General features: G+C 69.7%; 12 protein-coding genes. 4 read left to right on the forward strand and 8 right to left on the reverse strand.

Translation table 11 applies throughout. From position 1 onward, the window contains the following. Positions 1 to 18: 18 nt before the first annotated feature. The gene (locus tag RAB71_RS05310; protein WP_010344538.1) at positions 19 to 660 is read right to left on the reverse strand and encodes an SGNH/GDSL hydrolase family protein; all 642 of its coding nucleotides are present in this window, start codon (positions 658 to 660) and stop codon (positions 19 to 21) included. Positions 661 to 755: 95 nt separating this feature from the next. Beyond that, positions 756 to 2,033: a pyridoxal phosphate-dependent aminotransferase gene (locus RAB71_RS05315; RefSeq protein WP_010344537.1), complete on the reverse strand. Its 1,278-nt coding sequence runs from the start codon at positions 2,031 to 2,033 to the stop codon at positions 756 to 758. 215 nt (positions 2,034 to 2,248) lie between these two features. Here RAB71_RS05315 and rsgA point away from each other — a divergent pair, with 215 nt between their 5' ends. The 3 genes from rsgA to RAB71_RS05330 all read left to right on the forward strand — a co-directional run bounded on the left by rsgA (position 2,249) and on the right by RAB71_RS05330 (position 5,398). Next, positions 2,249 to 3,361 (forward strand): ribosome small subunit-dependent GTPase A, encoded by a 1,113-nt coding sequence (gene rsgA / locus RAB71_RS05320; RefSeq protein WP_010344536.1) that lies wholly within the window; start codon positions 2,249 to 2,251, stop codon positions 3,359 to 3,361. A gap of 8 nt (positions 3,362 to 3,369) precedes the next feature. Beyond that, the gene (locus tag RAB71_RS05325; RefSeq protein ID WP_010344534.1) at positions 3,370 to 4,614 is read left to right on the forward strand and encodes a flavohemoglobin expression-modulating QEGLA motif protein; all 1,245 of its coding nucleotides are present in this window, start codon (positions 3,370 to 3,372) and stop codon (positions 4,612 to 4,614) included. A gap of 100 nt (positions 4,615 to 4,714) precedes the next feature. Continuing rightward, entirely contained in the window at positions 4,715 to 5,398 is a 684-nt protein-coding gene (locus RAB71_RS05330; protein ID WP_010344533.1) for a type 1 glutamine amidotransferase domain-containing protein, read from the forward strand. Between the two features lie 332 nt (positions 5,399 to 5,730). Here the strand turns inward: RAB71_RS05330 and RAB71_RS05335 are convergent, their stop codons facing one another. Then, positions 5,731 to 7,650 carry an alpha-amylase family glycosyl hydrolase gene (locus tag RAB71_RS05335; protein WP_010344532.1) on the reverse strand — a complete coding sequence of 640 codons (1,920 nt, stop codon included), beginning with the start codon at positions 7,648 to 7,650 and terminating at the stop codon, positions 5,731 to 5,733. Between the two features lie 47 nt (positions 7,651 to 7,697). Beyond that, a complete protein-coding gene (locus RAB71_RS05340; protein ID WP_010344531.1) occupies positions 7,698 to 10,157 on the reverse strand; it encodes a TonB-dependent receptor domain-containing protein in 2,460 nt (819 codons plus the stop codon). A 299-nt stretch (positions 10,158 to 10,456) separates the two neighbouring features. Between RAB71_RS05340 and RAB71_RS05345 the strand changes: the two genes are divergently transcribed. Then, a complete protein-coding gene (locus tag RAB71_RS05345; protein ID WP_029562333.1) occupies positions 10,457 to 11,803 on the forward strand; it encodes an MFS transporter in 1,347 nt (448 codons plus the stop codon). Between the two features lie 128 nt (positions 11,804 to 11,931). Here RAB71_RS05345 and RAB71_RS05350 read toward each other — a convergent pair whose 3' ends face one another. From RAB71_RS05350 to RAB71_RS05365, 4 genes are all read right to left on the reverse strand, one after another. Then, positions 11,932 to 12,963, reverse strand: a complete 1,032-nt coding sequence (locus RAB71_RS05350) for a LacI family DNA-binding transcriptional regulator (protein ID WP_010344528.1) — start codon at positions 12,961 to 12,963, stop codon at positions 11,932 to 11,934. 76 nt (positions 12,964 to 13,039) lie between these two features. Then, entirely contained in the window at positions 13,040 to 13,780 is a 741-nt protein-coding gene (gene phbB / locus RAB71_RS05355) for an acetoacetyl-CoA reductase (protein WP_010344527.1), read from the reverse strand. A gap of 111 nt (positions 13,781 to 13,891) precedes the next feature. Next, positions 13,892 to 15,217: a CitMHS family transporter gene (locus RAB71_RS05360; protein ID WP_010344525.1), complete on the reverse strand. Its 1,326-nt coding sequence runs from the start codon at positions 15,215 to 15,217 to the stop codon at positions 13,892 to 13,894. Between the two features lie 131 nt (positions 15,218 to 15,348). Further along, positions 15,349 to 16,539 (reverse strand): OprO/OprP family phosphate-selective porin, encoded by a 1,191-nt coding sequence (locus tag RAB71_RS05365; RefSeq protein ID WP_040902404.1) that lies wholly within the window; start codon positions 16,537 to 16,539, stop codon positions 15,349 to 15,351. Positions 16,540 to 16,607: the final 68 nt, after the last annotated feature.

Consider the following 16,607-nt stretch of genomic DNA (forward strand, 5'->3'; position numbering starts at 1 on the left):
GCAGCGGGCGTACGCCAGCTAGGCTAACGCATCGCGTGCCGCCGGCAACAGCGTTGCGGTCCAGCGCGCGTACATCGCCGCCGACGGATGCAGCCCGTCGGCGGCCAGCATCGCCGCGTCGCCGCCGCCGTCGCGGCTGCAGGCGGTGATGTCGACGAAGCGCACCGCGCGCGCGGCGCAGCAGGCCTGCGCGGCGGCGTTGAAGGCGTCGATCTGCGCGGCGATGTGCGCCGGATCGTGTGCGGGCGGCTGCGCGAAGGCGGTCACGCCCCAGTCCGGGATCGACACCGCCAGCACCCGCTGCGGCCGCGCGTCGGCGAAACCGATCGCACGCTGCAGCAGCGCGTCGAACTGCGCGCGGTAGTCGTCGAGCGGATAGCCGCGGTACTGGTTGTTGACGCCGATCAGCAGCGTCACCACGTCGAACGGTCCCTGCGGCGTGGCCGCGTCGATGCCGGCATCCAGTTCGTCGGTGGTCCAGCCGGTGGTGGCGACGATCTGCGGATCGGCCAGGGCGATGCCGTCGCGGCGCAGCGCCGCCGCCAGCTGCATCGGCCAGCGTCCGTCGGCGTCAACGCCTTCGCCGATCGTGTAGGAATCGCCCAGCGCTAGGTAACGCAGCGGTGTGTGCTCGGGCGTGGCGAAACTGCCTTTGCTCATCTATGCGGAACCGGCAGCTGCCAGATCACCGGGATACGCGATCCAGCAACGGCGCACGCTTTGCCATTCCCCATTCCCCATTCCCCATTCCCCACTCACCGCCCCACAGCCGCCCGCGGCTTCATCGGCACCACCTTGGTGGCGTCCTCGGCGCGGCGCGCCAGCACGCGGTCGATGCGCGCGAACACCTCGCGCATCGTCGCCGCCTCCGGCAGCAGGGTGACGCGGAAATGGTGCCGGTAGGGCACGTTGAAGCTGGAGCCGGGCACCACCAGCACGCCTTCCTGCTCCATCAGTTCCAGGGCGAAAGCGTGATCGTCGAAGCCGCGCGCGGCGGCGCCGACCACGGCCGGGAACGCGTACAGCGCGCCGGCCGGCTGCACCAGCGACAGGTGCTCGCTGGCCGCGCAGGCTTCGATCACCGCGCGGCGGGTCTCGTACAGGCGGCCGCCGGGGGCGCACAGCGGCGAGATCGTGTCCGGACCGTTGACCGCGGCATCGATGGCGAACTGGCCGGGCACGTTGGCGCACAGGCGCAACGCGCCCAGCAGGTCCATGGCGTTGCGGAAATCGCCGACGCGCTCGCTATCGCCGGACAGCAGCGCCCAGCCCACGCGCCAGCCGCAGGCGCGGTGCACCTTGCTCAGGCCGCCGAAGCTGATGCACGGATGCGCGCCGGCCAGCGGCGCCACCGACACGAACTCCGCGGCGTCGTACAGCACCTGGTCGTAGATCTCGTCGACCATCAGCAGCAGGTTGTGCTTGACCGCGATGGCGACGATCTTCTCCAGCAGCGCGCGCGAGTAGCTGGCGCCACTGGGGTTGTTCGGGTTGATCAGCACGATGGCGCGGGTGCGCGAGGACACCAGCGTCTCGATCTCCACCGGGTCGGGCTGGAAGCCGTTCTCCGGCGCGCAGCGGTAGTACACCGGGCGGCCGTCGTTGAGGATGGTGGCGGCCGACCACAGCGGGTAGTCGGGTGAGGGCACCAGCACTTCGTCGCCGGGGTTGAGCAGCGCGCGCAGCGACAGGTCGATCAACTCGCTGACGCCGTTGCCGACGAAGATGCGGTCCGGGTGCGCGTCCGGATGCTGGCGCCGGGCGTAGGCCGCGGCGATCGCCTCGCGTGCCTCCGGCAGGCCCTGCTGGTGGGTGTAGGGATCGGTGCGGCCCATGTCGTCGGCGATCGCGCGCTGCAGGTGCTCGGGCGCACGGAAGCCGAACGCCCCGGGATTGCCGATGTTGAGCTTGATCAGCTTGCGCCCCTGGGCCTCCAGCTCGCGGGCTCGCCGTGCCAGTTCGCCGCGGATCTCGTAGCGGACTTCGGACAGGCGTTCGCGGATCGCGAGCGGCTTGATCGGCAGGGTGGGCATCGCATTGGCCGGTGGGGCGTGGGACCTGCATGGTAGCGGAAATGTGACACCGCGGCGGGGCGGGGGCTGCGTGGTGGCGGGCCGTCTACGGCTGCCGGCCTCCGCGCTCGGCGCTGCGATGGGCGAGGCGGCGGCGCCAGGCATGCCCGCGCCCGTCGCCCCCGCGGCCGGACTGCGCTCACCTCCGGGCCCGGCACACCCTCTAGAATCCGCGCATGACCTCCTCCCCGATCGACTTCGACGCGTTGCGCCCCATCGGCTGGCCCTGGCCCGGAATGCCCGAGGAGCCGGCCTGGCGCGCGCTGTTCGAGGCGCATCCGCAGGCGCGGCCGGCGCGGGTGGTGGAGCAGCACCGCACCGGCTACGTGGTCGCCGACGCGGTGGATACCGGGTTCAAGGTCGAATCGCTGCCGGACTGGCAGCGGCCGCGCTTTCCCAGCCATGAGCGCGCCGCGGTCGGCGATTGGGTATTGCTGGAGGACACGCGCATCGTCGCGCTGCTGCCGCGGCGCACCGCGATCAAGCGCGGCGCCGCCGGCGAGCACTACCACCAGCAGGTGATCGCGGCCAACATCGACACGGTGTTCATCGTCTGCGGCCTGGATGCGGACTTCAACCCGCGGCGGATCGAGCGCTATCTGCTGCTGGTGGGCGGCGGCGGTGCGGCGCCGGTGGTGGTGCTGACCAAGGCCGACCTCACCGAGTACGCCGACGACGCACTGGCGGTGCTGGAGGAACTGGCGGCGCAGTCGATCCCGCTGTTGACCGTCAATGCGCGCGAGGCCGACAGCGTCGCCGCGCTGCGGCCGTGGCTGGGGCCGGGGCAGACCGCGGTGCTGGTCGGCTCCTCCGGCGCCGGCAAGTCCACCCTCACCAACACCTTGCTCGGCGTGCAGAAGATGCGCACCGCAGCGGTACGCGCCACCGACTCGCGCGGCCGCCACACCACCACCCATCGCGCGTTGCTGCCGCTGCCGTCCGGCGCCTGCCTGATCGACACCCCGGGCATGCGCGAACTCAAGCCCACCGGCGAGGAAGACCTGGCCGAGGGCGCCTTCGCCGACATCGAGGCGCTGGCGGCGCAGTGCCGCTTCAACGATTGCGCGCACCTGGCCGAGCCGGGCTGCGCGGTGCAGGCGGCGATCGAGCGTGGCGAGATCGATGCCGCGCGCCTGGCCAACTACCTGAAGCTGCGCGACGAAGTGGCCGGCGCCGCCGGCAAGCTGGCGCAGCGCCAGGCACAGAACGCGGCCGCCGGCCGCAGCGGCAAGCCCGGCGGCGGAAAGCCGGGCGGCAAGCGCCCGCCGCCGCGCACCCTGCGCCGCTGACGCTGGCCGTGGCCAAGCGCGCGCTGCCGGCCGATATCCGCCACCACGCCGCGCTCGACGCGCGGCTGGTCAAGGCAGTGCGCGGCATCCGCCTGCTGGCCCTGGCCAGCTGGCCGGTGGCGCTGCAGGCGCCGTTCCTGGAGAGCGTGGCGCGCGGGCAGCCGCAACTGCCGCAGGTGGACTACCCCAGGCTGGATTTCGCCGACACCCGCCGCGAGCTGGCGGCGATCGCCGAGGCCGCCGATCCGACGCATCCGCTCGGCGCCTACCTGCAGGCGTCGGTGCACAGCTGGGATCTGGCCGCCGCCCTGCTGGAAGCGCTCGGCACGCCGGCGGTGGGCACGTACTCGGCGCAGTTGTTCGGCGTGCCGGACGACCCGATGCCCGGCCACGGTCCCACCACCCGCGAGGCCGCCGGCCATTTCATCCGCATCGCCCAGGAACTGGACCGCGAGTTGTTCTCGGCCGAGGAACAGGTACCGGTGTCGGCCACCGCGTTGCGCCTGCTGCTGCAGCGCGACCTGGACGAGTTCTTCGGCACGCGGGTGATCACGGTGGAACTGGATCCGGACCTGCTGGCCAAGGCCGCCGCCGGTGCGCAGCGCATCCGCCTGCGCTCCGGCGCGCACTTCAGCGACTACGACCGCGCGCAACTGTTCCACCACGAGGCGCTGGTGCATTCGCTGACCGCGCTCAACGGCCGGCAACAGGCGCAGCTGCCGAGCCTGGCGCTGTCCTCGCCGCGCACCACCGCCACCCAGGAAGGCCTGGCGACCTTCGCCGAGCAGATCACCGGCAGCATCGACATCGAGCGGATGAAGCGGATCAGCCTGCGCATCGAGGCGATCGCGCTGGCCCGCGACGGCGCCGACTTCATCGAAGTGTTCCGCTACTTCGATGCGGCCGGGCAATCGCCGGCGGAAAGCTTTTCCTCGGCGCAGCGCGTGTTCCGCGGCGTGCCGACCACCGGCGGCGCCGCCTTCACCAAGGACACCGTGTACCTGCGCGGGCTGGTGTCGGTGCACACCTTCTTCCGCCAGGCGCTGCAGCGCGACCGGCTGCCGCTGTGTCGCTGGCTGTTCGCCGGCAAGATGGCGCTGGAGGACGTGGCCGCGTTCGCGCCGCTGTTCGAGTCCGACGTTCTGGCGCCGCCGCGCTGGTTGCCGACCTGGGTGGCGCGCGCCAGCGGCCTGGCCGGGATGCTGGCGTTCTCGCTGTTCGCCAACCGGATTCGCATGGATCAGGTGGACTGAACGGCGCCACCTCGCGCTCACCCGCCGCGAATGTGCGGCTGCCGATACTGCGGCGCCCGGCCTGCCCCGCATGGCCGCTTCCCCTCACGAGGAGACCCGCATGAAGATCCTGATGGTGCTGACGTCGCACGACCGTCTCGGCGACACCGGCCACAAGACCGGCTTCTGGCTGGAAGAGTTCGCCGCACCGTACTACACGTTCAAGGACGCCGGCGCCGAACTGACCCTTGCTTCGCCAAAGGGCGGGCAACCGCCGCTGGACCCGAAGAGCGATGCGCCGGACGCGCAGACCGAAGCCACCCGGCGCTTCAAGGACGACCCGGCGGCGCAGCAGCAACTGGCGAGCACGCAGACCTTGGCGTCGGTGCGCGTGGACGACTACGACGCGCTGTTCTACCCGGGCGGGCACGGCCCGCTGTGGGATCTGGCCGAAGACCGCGACTCCATCGCGCTGATCGAAGCGTTCGCGCGCGCCGGCAAGCCGATCGGCTTCGTCTGCCATGCGCCGGGCGTGCTGCGCCGGGTGACCGCGGCCGATGGCGCGCCGCTGGTGAAGGGCCGCCGCGTCACCGGTTTCACCAACGGCGAAGAGGCCGCGGTGGGCCTGACCGACGTGGTGCCGTTCCTGGTCGAGGACGAACTGCAGCGCCTGGGCGGCCAGTACAGCAAGGTTGCTGATTGGGGCGTGCACGTGGTCGAGGACGGCCGTTTGGTCACCGGGCAGAACCCGGCTTCGTCCGAGGCGGCGGCCGAGGCGTTGTTGGGGTTGCTGCGCGGGAAGTGAGCGCTTACTGGTAGCGATGATGGCAAGGCGACTTGCAATTTTCGGTATGCGAGGTGCTTTGGTTTGCGCTGGGTGATGACGTAGCGGTTGAAGCGCAACCTTGTGCCACTTTTGTAGCCTCCGCCGTTTGTCCTCTGTAGGAGCGGCTTCAGCCGCGACGGGCGTTCCCACTGATGCCGGTCGCGGCTGAAGCCGCTCCTACAAGGCCTAGATGTGCCGCTGCGGGCCAGCCAGGGTGTGCGCCTGTGGGAGGGACTTCAGTCCCGACTGCACGCACCCGCAAGCGCAGATGCAACGCAGCGGCGCTGATCGGCGCCGCTGCTGTTTTCGGCTCAGTTGCGCCGCCACCAGCGCAGGCCGTATGCAGGCAGGATGCCATCCCAGTGCACCAGCGTTGCCGGATCGTTGCCGCCATCGGCGATGGCGTGCCAGTCGCCTGCTCCAAGCGCATCGGCGACCTCCACCGCAACCGGCTCCGCACTGAAGTTGTACACCGCCACGAACGCCTCGCCGCGCGCCAGCCCGAGCAGGGCGGGATTGCCCAGTGGCACCGCGCGCAGTGGCTGGTCGGCGGCCAGTGCCGCGGTGTCGATACGCGCGGCGATCAACCCGCGCAGACGGGTGTAGACCTGGCCGGGCAGGCTGTCGGTGTCGTGGCGTTGCGCCGCGCGTGCCCAGTCCATGACCGGGCGGTGCAGCCAACGGCCTTCGTGCTGGCGTAGCGGGTCGTGGCGATAGTCCTCGTCGTTGCCCAGCGCCAGTTCGTCGCCCATGTACAGCAGCGGGATGCCCGGCATCGCCAGCGCCACCGCGTACAGCAGCAGCAGGCGGCGCACGCCCAGTTCCAGCGCGTCGCTGTCGCTGGCGGCCAGCGCCGCGGCGATGCCAACCAGCGCCGCGCTCATGCCGTTGCTGCCGTGCACGCCATCGCCACTGCTCTGGAAGGCCTCGCCACGCGCGTAGCTGTCCGCGGTGCGGCCGGCGTAGAACTGGGCGATGCGCGCCAGTGCGAACGGCGCGACGCCATCGCCACCGGCGGCTTCGCGCTGAAGCACGTTCCAGCCGATGTCGTCGTGGCAGCGCACGTAGCTGAGCCAGCCGCAGGCCGGCGGCAGCGCCGGCGTGTGCGCGATCGCGGCCTGCACGATGTCGCCACGCTGTTCGGCCAGCGCCACCCAGCCGGCCGCCATCAGCGTGCTGTGGTAGGCCAGATGGCATTCGTGGCCGCGCGCGGCGCCTTCGCCGAAATACGGCGGCAACTGCGCCATCGGCACGATCGCTTCGGCCTTCAGCAGCACCGCCGGCGCCAGGATGTCGGTGAGTGCGCGCAGCGCCTGCAGGATCGTGTGCGCCTCCGGCTGGTTCATGCAGTCGGTGCCCGGGCGCTTCCACAGGTAGGCGGTGGAATCCAGGCGAAACACCTCCACGCCCAGGTTGGCCAGATGCAGCAGCGCCAGCGCCATTTCGCCGAACACTGCCGGGTTGCTCCAGTCCAGGTCCCATTGATAGGGATAGAACGTGGTCCACAGCCAGGCATCGGCCTCGTCCACCCAGGTGAAGTTGCCTGGCGCGGTGTGCGGGAACACCTGGCCCAGCGTGCGCTCGTAGGCGTCCGGCGCGCTGCGGTCGGAGAAGTGGTGGTAGTAATCCAGATGCCGCTCATCGCCGCGCTTGGCCGCCAGCGCCCACGGGTGATCGTCGGCGGTGTGGTTGAGCACGAAGTCGGCGCACAGGCTGATGCAGGCCGCGCGCAGACGTGCGGTCAGTGCCGCCAGGTCGGCGGTGTCGCCGAGCCGCGGCTCGACCTGGCCGTAATCGCTCACCGCGAAGCCGCCATCGTTGTCGCCGGCGCGGGCGCGCAGGAACGGCAGCAGGTGCAGGTAGCGCACGCCCAGTTCCTGCAGGTAGGGCACGCGTTCGCCGACGCCATGCAAGGTGCCGGCGAAGCGGTCGACATAGGCGCTATAGCCGAGCATCGCCGGGGTGGCGAACCAGTCGGGCGCGCGCTCGGCATCGAGCTGGCGCAGCGCCGGCGGCCGCGCATTGGCGGTGGCCGCCAGTTGCGTCAGCCACTGCGGCAACCATTGCGCGAACGCCGGATGCGCGCCGTACAGCGCATGCAATGGGGCGAGCAGGCGTTCGCCGTGGCGCTGCAGGCGTGGCAGCACTGCGTCGGCGGCGTCCGGATGCAGATGCGCCTGCCACAGGGTGTGGGCGAGCGCGGACAGTGCGGAAGGAGCGGGTGCGGTCATGGGGGGCTTGGCCGCGCCCCGGGCGGGGCGCGGATGTGCGGTCCTCGTCAGAAGTCGTAGCGTAGGCTGATGCTGGAAGTGCGGCCCGGGATCGAGCGCGCACGGATCACGCCGGAAGCCGCGTCGGCGATCGACGCTTCCTCCGCTTCGGTCAGGCCGAAGGTGTTGAACAGGTTGTTGACGTTGAGCGAGACGGTCAGCGCATCGGTGATGCGGTAATCGCCGAACAGGTTGACCTGGGTGTAGCCGGGCATCTTCAGCTGGTTGCTGTCCTGGGTGTAGGCCGAGCTGGTGCCGATCGCATTGACCCCGACCTGGTAGCGCTCGCCGCGGTAGCTCGGCGTCAACTGCCAGACGAAGCGCGCCTGCCGACGCGGGGTGTTGCCGGCGTTGGCCGGGGTGATCTGGTCCTTGTCGATGGTGGCGTCGGTCCAGGTCAGGCCGCCGTTGAGGCTGAAGCCGCCAGTGCGGTAAGCGGCTTCGAGTTCCAGGCCGTGCGCCTTGTAGGTGCGGTCGAAGAAGCGCTGGGTGGTGGCTTCGTAGTTCTGCTCCTGGGTGCGCGCGGCGAAGGCGGTGGCAAACAGGCTCAGCCCGCCGCTGCGCCACTTCAGGCCGCCTTCGAGCTGCTTGACGAAGTTCACCGCCTCGTTGGAGGACACCGAGCCGTCGTCGCGGACCACGCCGAACAGCAGGCGGTCGGCATTGGCGCGCGCGCCGCGGCTGTAGCGCGCGAACGCGGCCAGGTCGTCGTTGAGCATATAATTGCCGCCGAACGAATACGACAGGTAGTTCCAGTCGTAGCGCACCGGCTTTGGGTTGGCGTAGTCGATGGTCGCTACGCTTTGCTCCGGCGCCTCGATCACGCCGTCGCCGTTCACGTCGACATTGCTGGCCAGTACGCCGCCGACGGTGTTGCCGCGCGCGCGGCCCATGTCGTAGCGCAGGCTGCCGTCCACGCTCAACGGACCCTGGTCCCAGCTCAGCGCCAGGTACGGCGCGTTGATGTCGTAGCGCACGTCGTAGTGGCGGGTGTTGTCCAGCCCCCAGTACGGCACGCCGTAGGCGTACAGGCCGTCCTGCGAGCGCAGGCTGCCGTCGGCGGCGACCACGTCCAGCAGCCGCGCACGGTGCCCCAGCGACTGCACGTAGGAGTTCCAGGTCCAGTCCACGTCGATGGTCTGCCGCGAGGTGTACCAGCCGGCCTTGAGGTTGAGATTGCCGCCGTCGCCGCTGCCGAAGTCGCGCGCCAGGCTGAAGTCGTTGACCGCGTTGCCCAGGCCGTTGAGGTGCACGTTGAACAGATGCGTGCGCAGCGCCAGCCCGGTGTAGGCCTGGCCGGCGTTCGGGCCGTCGACGTAGCGCAGGCTGGCACCGGCGCCGCCGATGCTCGCCGCCAGCGCGCCGGCATCGGCGACCTGCGCGGGGAACGGCGAAACGAAGCGGCCGGAGGTGTCGGCGATGCGGAACTTGTCGGTCAGGGTCCAGCCACCGCCGATGTCGAACTGCGCCTCGGCGCCGAACGCGCGCGACAGCGGATGCATGCCGTCGCTCAGTTCCACCCGCGACGGCTTGTTGCCGCCATCGAGGGTGGCGCTGCTGCGGAAGTACGGGCTGTACAGCGTGTCGGTGCCGGGATCGAAACCGTCGATGCTGCCGAAGTGCGGCGACCCGTCGCTGCCGCTGACCCGCGTGGGCACCGGCAGGTAGCCGGCGGCGCGGTCGTTGAGGTACTTGGCGTAGACGCGCACGTAGCCGTTGTCGAACAGCCGGGTCAGGTTGGCCTTGAGCTGGCCGCCCTTGTCGGTGGTGTAGCCGGCGTCGCGTACACCGTCGCCGCGCCGGTAGAAACCGCCGACGTTGAACTGCCAGTGCTCGGCGAACGGTGCGCCGTAGTCGAAGTCCAGGCGGGTGTTGTCGTAGCCGCCCAGGCCGCGGGTGAGGCCGACGCTGCCGCCGGCGGTGTCGCCGGTCTTGCTGATGAAGTTGATGATGCCGCCGGGCGAGTTGCTGGCGAAGGTGGACGCCGAGCCGCCGCGGATCGCCTCGATGCGCTCCAGGCTGTAGTCGGCGCGCAGGAAGATGTCGGCATTGCCGAAGGCGATGTCGCCGAATTCCAGCACCGGCAGGCCGTCTTCCTGCAACTGCAGGAACTTGGCGCCACCGGAGGCGACCGGCAGGCCGCGCACGGCGATGTTGGCGTTGCCTTCGCCGCCGCTGGATTCGGAGCGGATGCCGGGGATGTTGCGGAAGATCTCGGCGGTGCTGCGCGGCGCCGACTGTTCGATCGCCTCGGCGCCGACGGTGCTGACCGAGACGCTGGACTTGAGCTTGCTCTTGGGCGTGGCGGTGCCGGTGACGAAGACCGAGTCCAGGCTGACCACGTCGCCCTGCGCCGCCGGGGCGTCGGCAGCGGCGGGCGTGGCCTGTTGCGCGAGCGCGCCCGGTGCGGACAGCGCCGCGGCGACGGCCAGGGCCAGGGTCTGCAGGCGGATCGAAGGGTGGTGCATCGCTGTCTCTCCCGAAGCGAGTGGTGCAGTGGGTGGCGGCGCGCCGCTGCCGGAACGGGCAGGGCGCGGCGCGGTCGGTGGGTGCGGCGGCGTACAGATACGGCTGTCCGCAATCGATTGCAATTTGCAGTGCAGCAAATCCACCAGTGGCGCTTACGCCAACCTTAGCGTTGGGAGATCAAAGCATTCTGCATGGTGCAGCGCAGCGTTACAAACGATTGCAAGCGCGGCGACACTCCGCTCCGCCGCTGCGGCCCGCCTCCCGCGTGCCCGACCCGCCCAGGCCGATGCCGATGCTCATGCGTTCCGATCGTCCCCTGCTTCCGCTCTCGCGCGTGCTGGCGCTCAACGCCGGTTTCTTCGGCGTGCAGTACAGCTTCGGGCTGCAGCAGAGCAACATGAGCCCGATCTACAACTACCTGGGCGCCGACCACGCCAACCTTCCCTACCTGTGGCTGGCCGGCCCGATCACCGGGCTGGTGCTGCAACCGGTGGTCGGCGTACTCAGCGACCGCACCGTCACCCGCTGGGGCCGGCGCATGCCGTACATGGTGGTGGGCGCGCTGGTGTGCAGCCTGTGCCTGCTGACCATGCCCTTCAGCGTGGCGCTGTGGATGGCGGTGGCGCTGCTGTGGATGCTGGATGCGGCCAACAACGTGGCGATGGAGCCGTACCGCGCGCTGGTCAGCGACGTGCTGGCGCCGCCGCAGCGGCCGCTGGGCTACCTGACCCAGAGCGCGTTCACCGGCCTCGGCCAGACCCTGGCCTATGTCACCCCGCCGTTGCTGGTGTGGCTGGGCATGAACCAGGACGCGGCCAACGCCCACCACATTCCCTACGTCACCATCGCCGCGTTCGCGATCGGTGCGGGATTCTCCGCCGCCTCGATCCTGCTCACCGCGCGCAGCGTGCGCGAGCCGGTGCTGCCGGCGGCGGAATTGCAGCGCCTGCGCAGCGCCGCGGTCGGGCCGCTGGCGACGTTGCGCGAGATCGTCGACGCGGTGCGGCAGATGCCGCCGACGATGCGGCAGATGGCCCCGGTGATGCTGTTCCAGTGGTATGCGATGTTCTGCTACTGGCAGTACATCGTGCTGTCGCTGTCGACCACGCTGTTCGGCACCACCGCGGCGGACTCGCATGGCTTCCGCGAGGCCGGCCTGGTCAACGGGCAGATCGGCGGCTTCTACAACTTCGTGGCGTTCCTGGCCGCGTTCGCGATGGTGCCGGTGGCGCGCCGCGTCGGCCCCAAGGCCACCCACGCCGCCTGCCTGGTCGCCGCCGGCGTCGGCATGTGCGTGCTGCCGTCGATCCACGACCGCTGGCTGTTGCTGCTGCCGATGATCGGCATCGGCCTGGCCTGGGCCAGCATGATGGGCAATCCCTACCTGATGCTGGCCAACAGCATCCCGCCCGAACGCACCGGCGTGTACATGGGCCTGTTCAACCTGTTCATCGTGCTGCCGATGCTGATCCAGATCGTGACCCTGCCGCTGTACTACGACAGCCTGCTGCAGGGCGATCCGCGCAACGTCATTCGCCTGGCCGGCGTGTTGATGCTGGCGGCGGCGGTGGCGATGTTGTTGGTGAAGCGTCGGGAATGGGGAACCGGGAATGGGGAATCGGAAAAGCGCGGCATCGTGCGCTGAAACTCTGCGTGCTGACCGATCTCCCCAACTCCCTAATTCGAATGTAGAACCCTAGGCCAGCTGATGCAGCGTCAGCGCGCGACCAACGCTTTTCCGATTCCCCATTCCCGACTCCCCATTCCCAGCCTTCAAGCCGACTCCCGCACCACCAGACTCACCGGCATCTCCACCGAATCCACCGGCGTGCCGGCGATCAGGTTCAGTACGCCGTCCACCAGCAGGGTGGCGGCCTGGGCCAGGTCCTGGCGCACGGTGGTCAGCGGCGGCTGGCTGTAGGCGGCCAGGGGGATGTCGTCGAAGCCGACCAGGGCGATGTCCTGCGGCACGCGGTGGCCGGCCTCGATCAGGGCGCGGATCGCGCCCAGGGCGATCACGTCGGAGGCGGCGAACACCGCATCCGGCGGGTCGGTCTTCTTCAGCATCGCGCGGGTCAGGCGGTAGGCGTCCTCGCTGAGGAAGTGGCTGCGCGCGTGCAGCCGCGGGTCGAACGCCAGGCCATGCGCGTCGAGCATGCGCCGGTAGCCGGCGAAGCGCGGCGCCACTTCGGGCAACTGCTCGTCGCCGAGGAAGGCGATGCGCCGGCGGCCATGCTCGATCAGGTGCGCGGTGGCCAGTTCGCCGCCGCGCAGGTTGTCGCTGCCCACGCTGGCATAGGCCTGGCCGTCGATGCGGCTGCCCCACACCAGCATCGGCAGGCCGCCGCGCGCGGCGGCGTCGAGCGAGGCGTGCTCGTGGCTCTGGCCGAGCATGATGACGCCGTCGGCGCGGCTGTTGCGCGCCAGGTCCTCGACCCAGTGGTCCTGGTGCTGGTCCAGCTTGGACAGCAGCATGCTGTAGCCGCGCGCGGTCAGCGCGTCGGCCAGCAGCGCCAGCATGGTCATCATGAACGGGTCCGACAGCGGCTGCTCGTGCGCGTGCATCAGCGGCACCGCCACGCAGACGATGTTGGAGCGGCGCGAGCGCAGGCTGCGCGCCACCGGATCGACCCGGTAGCCGGCGTCGCGGGCGAGCTGCTTGATGTAGGCGCGGGTGCGTTCGGCGACCACGGGATTGTCGGCCAGCGCGCGCGACACCGTGGATTCGGAGACGCCGGCCATGCGCGCGATGTCGGCCATCTGCAGGCGCGCGGCGGGCGCGCCGGATTCGGGTTTGTCGGACATGCGGAGCGGGCGCGACGGACGAAGCGGAACCGGCAGTGTATGCCAGGCGCGCGTCGCGGCGCTGCGCTGCGCATGGCTAGGCCATGTGCAGGCCGCCGTTGACCGCGTAGTCGGCGCCGGTGACGTAGGCGGCCTCGTCCGAGGCCAGCCAGGCGCACAGCGCGGCCACTTCCTCGGGTTTGCCGAGCCGGCGCAGCGGCACCGAGCTGGCCAGGCGGTCGAGCACGTCCGGCGGGAAGCCGCTGATCGCCGCGCTGGCGATGTAGCCGGGCGAGACGGTATTGACGGTGACCCCGCGCGAGGCCACTTCCTGCGCCAGCGCGCGGCTGAAGCCCTGCATCGCCGCCTTGGCGGTGGCGTAGTTGATCTGCCCGATCTGACCCTTCTGCGCGCTGACCGCACCGATGTTGACGATGCGGCCCCAGCCACGCGCGGTCATGCCGTCCACCACCTGCTTGGTGATGTTGAACAGCGCATGCAGATTGCTGGCGATCACCGCCTGCCAGTCCTCGCGGCCCATCTGCCGGAACAGCATGTCGCGGCTGCCGCCGGCGTTGTTGACCAGCACGTCGATCTCGCCGACCTCGGCCTTGACCTTGGCGAACGCGGCCACCGTCGAATCCCAGTCGGTGGCGTTGCCCTCGGAGGCGATGAAGTCGAAGCCGAGCTCGCGCTGCTCGCGCAGCCACGCCGACTTGCGCGGCGAGTCCGGCCCGCAGCCGGCAACCACGGTATGGCCGTTGCGCGCCAGCTTCTGGCAGATCGCGGTACCGATGCTGCCCATGCCGCTGGTGACGTAGGCGATTCTGAGGGTCACGTTGAACTCCTTCGGAGTTGGGAATCGAGAATGGGGAATCGGGATTGGACGGGCGCGCGGGCGGTGGCTTCTACGAATCCCCAATGCCCAATCCCCAATCCCGGGCGGCGCTCACTTGGCCAGCGGAAACAGACCGAACAACAGCCCGCCGCCCATCAACACCAACGACACCAGCACCGCCCATTTCAGGGTGAAGCGTTGGTGGTCAGCGAAGTCGACCTTGGCCAGGCCGACCAGCAGGTAGGTGGACGGCACCAGTGGGCTGAGCAGGTGCACTGGTTGTCCGGCCAGCGAGGCGCGGGCCATTTCCACCGGGGTGATGCCGTAGTGGCTGGCGGCGTCGGACAGGATCGGCAGCACGCCGAAGTAGAAGGCGTCGTTGGACATGAAGAAGGTGAAGGGCATGCTCGCCAGTGCGGTGATCACCGCCAGGTACGGGCCCCAGGCGTCGGGGATCACCGCCAGGAAGCTGCGCGACATCGCCTCGACCATGCCGGTGTTGGAGAGGATGCCGGTGAACACGCCGGCGGCGAAGATCAGCGACACCACCGACAGCACGTTGCCGGCATGGTTGACCAGGCGGCGGCGCTGCTCGGCCAGGTTCGGGTAGTTGATCAGCAGCGCCAGCGCGAAGCCGATCATGAACAGCACCGGCATCGGCAGCACACCGATCACCAGCGCCGCCATCAGCGCCAGGGTCAGTGCCAGGTTCACCCACAGCAGCCGCGGCCGCTTGATGTCCTCGGCATCCTCCACGGTGGGCAGGGCCTCGCCGTCATCGGCCACGCTGCTGTCCATCCAGGCATCGCCCGGCAGCGTCACCACGCCGAGGCGGCGGCGTTCCTTCATGCCCAGGTACCAGGCCAGCACCAGGATGCCGGCGATCGCCAGCGCCATCGCCGGCACCAGCGGCACGAACACGTCGGCCGGATCCACGTGCAGGGCGGTGGCGGCGCGCGCGGTGGGGCCGCCCCACGGCGTCAGGTTCATCACGCCGCCGGCGAGAATGGTCACGCAGGTCATGTTCAGCGCGTTCATGCCCAGCCGCCGGTACAGCGGCAGCATCGCCGAAATGGTGATCATGTAGGTGGTGGAGCCGTCGCCGTCGAGCGAGATCAGCAGCGCCAGCACCGCGGTGCCGACCACGATCTTCATCGGGTCGCCCTTGACCAGGCGCAGGATGCGCCGGACCAGCGGATCGAACAGGCCGGCGTCGATCATCACCCCGAAGTACAGGATCGCGAACATCAGCATGACGCCGGTGGGCGCGATCTTCTTGATCCCCTCCAGCATCATCTCGTTGATGCCGGTGCCGAAGCCGCCGGCCAGCGCGAACACGATCGGGACGATGATCAGCGCGACCAGCGGCGACAGCCGCTTGCTCATGATCAGGTACATGAAGGTAATGACCATTCCGAAACCGAGCGCGGTCAGCATGGAAGTTCCTCAGGGCAGTGCATGAAAGAAGATGGAACCCGCATCGGGGATCCGAGAAGAGGCCGACCAGACGTCACGTCGCACGATCCCGCCGTTGCGAATCCCGAATCCCCATTCCCCAATCCCGGCACTCAGAAGTCGTACTGGAAACGACCGGTAATCGCGCGGGTATGGTCGAGCGTGGTCCCGGCCAGGTGATCGCGGTTGCGGCTGTCGATCAGGTTGAGCATCAGCCGCAGGTTCGGCTTGATGTACCAGTTGCCGGCCAGCGTCCACGACGCGGTGGAGGCGTCGAGCAGATCCGGCTGGCCGTCACGGTGCTGCTCGCCCCACATGCGGTCGTAGCGCAGCGCCAGTTCGAAGGCGCCGTACTTGTGGTTGACCTGCTTGATGCGGGTGAAACGCCCGGTCTTGCTGTCGTAGCGGCGCGATTCGCCGGTGGCGAACCAGCTGACGAAGCCGTAGGCCGCCATCACGTCGGCACGCTGCGCGCCGTCGTCGAACAGTCCGCCGCTGAACTCGCCCTGCCACGACAACGGCCCGCGCACCTGCGCGTATTCCAGCGACCACTTGTCCACGTCGGTATCGCGACCGTCGGCGAAGCGCGCGAGGGTGATGCGGCTGTCGTCGGACAGATGTCCGGCCGGGCGCGGGCGGATACTCAGCGCCGGCGCACCGCCGGCGCCGGGATGGTCGTAGTGCTCGTGCGCCAGCGACAGGCCCAGGTGCAGCACGTCGCCGTCGCGCGCGCCTGGCGCCCACGTGCCGCGGCCGCCGAACGCGTGGCCGCGGACGTTGGAGACGTCGATGCTCTGCAGGCTGTAGACGCTGGCGGCCCAGGTGTAGTCGGTGCCCGCGGCCTGCCATGACACCGCCTTGCGGTACAGCGGCGCCAGCGTACTGGCCGCGCCGCTGCGCTCCAGGAACTGGCCGAAGTTGGAGCCGGTGCGGTCGTCGAGGGTGAAGTACTGCTTGAACTGGCCCACGGTGAGGGTGCCGGCATCGAATTTACGGGTGATGTAGACGTCCTTGGCCTCGATGCCCTTGCCGTTGAAGTCGTCCTGCAGCCCGGCGAAATCGCCTTCGACCTTGTAGCCGAAGCCGAAGAACTTGCCGGACACGTCCAGCCACAGCCGGCGGATCTCGGTGTCGTCGGGATTGGGCGTGCCGCGATTGTCGTTGTCGAAGTGGGCGAAATCCCAATGCAGGCGGCCACCGAGCTCGGCGGTCACCGGGCCGTCGTCGTCGCTGGCGGCGCGCGCCGATCCGGCCAGGCACAGCAACGCGCAGGCGCTGCCCAATGTCAGAGTCTTCAGTTCCACGTCCCCTCCCAGGTGCGTGTCGCAGCGATTGGATCGGCCCTCCAGCAACGGCCGCGGACCGGCATGGA

The organism is Xanthomonas sacchari, from assembly GCF_040529065.1.
Classification (GTDB): Bacteria; Pseudomonadota; Gammaproteobacteria; order Xanthomonadales; family Xanthomonadaceae; genus Xanthomonas_A; species Xanthomonas_A sacchari.